General features: G+C 63.8%; 2 protein-coding genes. One reads left to right on the forward strand and one right to left on the reverse strand.

The window, feature by feature from the left end:
- A partial coding sequence (locus BEN49_RS13010; RefSeq protein WP_070744082.1) for a M4 family metallopeptidase occupies positions 1–2,388 on the forward strand: 2,388 nt, incomplete at its 5' end.
- A gap of 80 nt (positions 2,389–2,468) precedes the next feature.
- Here the strand turns inward: BEN49_RS13010 and BEN49_RS13015 are convergent.
- Positions 2,469–2,675, reverse strand: a complete 207-nt coding sequence (locus tag BEN49_RS13015; protein WP_125916407.1) for a hypothetical protein — start codon at positions 2,673–2,675, stop codon at positions 2,469–2,471.
- Positions 2,676–3,099: the final 424 nt, after the last annotated feature.

Raw genomic sequence — 3,099 nt, forward strand, 5'->3', positions numbered from 1 at the left:
GCGCAGGCGCAGGACGCGCCGCACGTTCAGAACAAAGTGCTGGGGCCCCACGGCCAGCCCGAATTAATTCAATTCGCCGCCGCCGGTAAAGTCGCCTACCGGGGCCCCGCCGACGGCGCGCAGCTGCTACGCCAGCAGCTGGGCCTGGGCCCCGACGACCAGCTGCGGCCCACCCGCGTGGAAACCGACGCGCTGGGCTTCACCCACCAGAAATTTGCCCAGTACTACAAGGGCATCCGGGTGGAGCACGCCGCCTACACGGTGCACGCCCGGGGCGGCGTGGTGGAGAGCATCAGCGGGGATTATGAGCAGCTGGGCGGCCTGAGCATTACGCCCACGCTGAGCGTGGCTGCCGCCCTCGACGGGGCCCTGGGCTACGTAGGCGCCACCAAGTACATGTGGCAGGACGCCGCCGCCGAGGCCGGCTTGAAGGCCGACCTGCGCGACCCCGCCGCCACTTACCGCCCCCAGGGCGAGCTGGTGATTGTGCGCGACGCGGCCACCGACCAGCCCGTGCTGGCCTATAAGTTCAACATTTACGCCCAGCAGCCGGTGAGCCGCGCCTACATCTACGTGGATGCGCGCAGCGGCAAAGTGGTGCTGCAAGACAACATCATCAAGCACGCCACCGGCGCCACGGCTACCTTCGCCACCGCGTACAGCGGCAGCCGCGCGCTGGCCACCGAAACGGCCACCGGCGGCTACCACCTGCGCGAGTACACCCGCGGCCTGGGCATCGAAACCTACAACTGCAAGAAGGGCAACAGCTACACGGCGGCCACCGACTTCACCGACGCCGACAACAACTGGACGGCCACCGAATACAACAACGCCGCCTTCGACAACGTGGCCGGCGACGCCCACTTCGGGGCCCAAAGCACCTACGACTACTGGAAAGCCGTGCACGCCCGCAGCAGCTACGACAACGCGGGCGCCAAAATCAAGAGCTACGTGCACTTCGACGATGTGCCCGGGGGCGCGGGCTACGAGAATGCCTACTGGAACGGCTCGGTGATGACCTACGGCGACGGAGCCACCACCTTCAAGCCGCTAACGGCGCTGGACGTATGCGGCCACGAAATTGGCCACGCCGTGTGCGAAAACACCGCCAACCTCACCTACGCCAACGAGTCGGGGGCCATGAACGAGGGCTTGTCCGACATCTGGGGCGCGAGCGTGGAGAAGTTTACCTGCGACAAGCTCGGCCTCACCAAATCGACCTGGGACATTGGCGAGGACATCATGAAGGCCGGCGGGGCCCTGCGCTCCATGAGCAACCCCAACCTGTACGGCCAGCCCGCCCTCTACAAAGGCAAGTACTGGGCCGCCACCACCACATCGCCGTCCAACGCCAACGACCAGGGCGGCGTGCACACCAACTCGGGCGTGCTCAACTACTGGTACTACCTGATTGCCGTGGGCAAGTCGGGCACCAACGAGGCCGGCACGGCCTACAGCGTGGTCGGCATCGGCCTGGCCGACGCCGCCAAAATCACCTTCCGCATGGAAGACGTGTACATGACGGCCTCCTCCACCTACGCCCAGGCCCGCACCTACTCCATCCAGGCGGCCACCGACCTGTTCGGGGCCTCCTCGGCCCAAACCGTGGCCGTGACCAACGCCTGGACGGCCGTGGGCGTGGGCACCACCACCACGCCGCCCGCCGGCGCCACCTACTGCACCATCAAAGGCGGCAGCCAGGCCTACGAGTGGGTGGATTTGGTGAAGCTGGGTACCATCAGCCGCACCTCGGGGGCCGACGGCGGCTACTACAACGGCACGGCCCTGAGCACCACCGTGGCCGCTGGCTCCAGCCAGACCATCAGCTTCTCGGCTGGCTTTGCCAGCACCGCTTACACCGAGTACTGGAAAGTGTACATCGACTACAACCAGGACGGTGACTTTACCGACACCGGCGAGCTGATTGTGAGCGGCAGCAGCAGCAGCGCCGGCACCCTCACCAGCACCTTCACGGTGCCCACCACGGCCAAAACCGGCAGCACCCGCCTGCGCATCATTATGAGCGACGCCAGCGCCACCACTAGCTGCGGCAGCTACAGCTACGGCGAAACTGAGGACTACACGCTGAAAATCAGCGGTGGCGCCGCCATTGCTGCCGAGCCGGCCACCCTCACTGGCACGCCGCTCGGCAACGAAGTAGCCCAGGCCCTCCAGCTCTACCCCAACCCCGCCACCGACGCCCTGCGCCTGGTGCTGCCCGGCCGCGCCACCGTCGCTTCGGTGCAGGTGACGGACGTGCGCGGGGCCCTGCGCGCCGTGCCCTACGCCGAGGGCGTGCTCGACGTGTCGGGCCTGGCCAACGGCCTTTACACCCTCACCGTGAGCGACGGCCAGAAGGTGTTCCACGACAAGTTTGTGAAGCACTAGGAAGCTGAGAAACAATGCGTAAAAGGAGGGCCCCCAGCACTGCTGGGGGCCCTCCTTTCCTTTGGCGGCTAGTGGCGGGCTCAGCGGCCACTGGCGTAGTTCAGCAGCAGTAAGGCCTGGGCCGATGTGCACTGCGCCACCATCGGCAGCACCGCCAGCGCCGGGGCCCTGGTCAAGATCGGCACCCCGTCCGTGGCGCCCACGGCTCGCAACGGCTCGCACTTGAGGGCCTGGATATCCGCCGCCGGCGCTGTGGCTGCGGGCTCGGCCATGTGCTTTCGCCGCATACCATGGGCTCTAAAATTGAGGAGAGTGACTTGGGGCTGGGCTTGAAAAATTCAGGCCGTGTCGGCTACCGATCATCTCACTTAAAAACCGTATTAATTATTTGATAAGTACAATAATAATCATTTGTTGCAAAATTATGATCCCGACGTAATAGTTGATTGATCCAAGGTGAAGGATAGGTTAACAAGATTTTGGCTTTTGTAGAATTATTGGAAGGCGAACACGCTTTTAATTAGAAAAAAAACCTAAGTTGCGGGGCGTTTGAGTGGCCGTAAAGCACTTGCTTCCTCATATTTCCCTTACCCACCCTTCATTTATGAAAAAACATTACTCTGCCAAGTCCTTGTTGCTGTTCAGCGCGCTGGGTATTGCCGCCACCGCGCAGGCGCAGGACGCGCCGCACGTTCAGAACAAAGTGCTGGG

This window comes from Hymenobacter coccineus, assembly GCF_001816125.1.
In the GTDB taxonomy this organism is placed as follows: Bacteria; Bacteroidota; Bacteroidia; order Cytophagales; family Hymenobacteraceae; genus Hymenobacter; species Hymenobacter coccineus.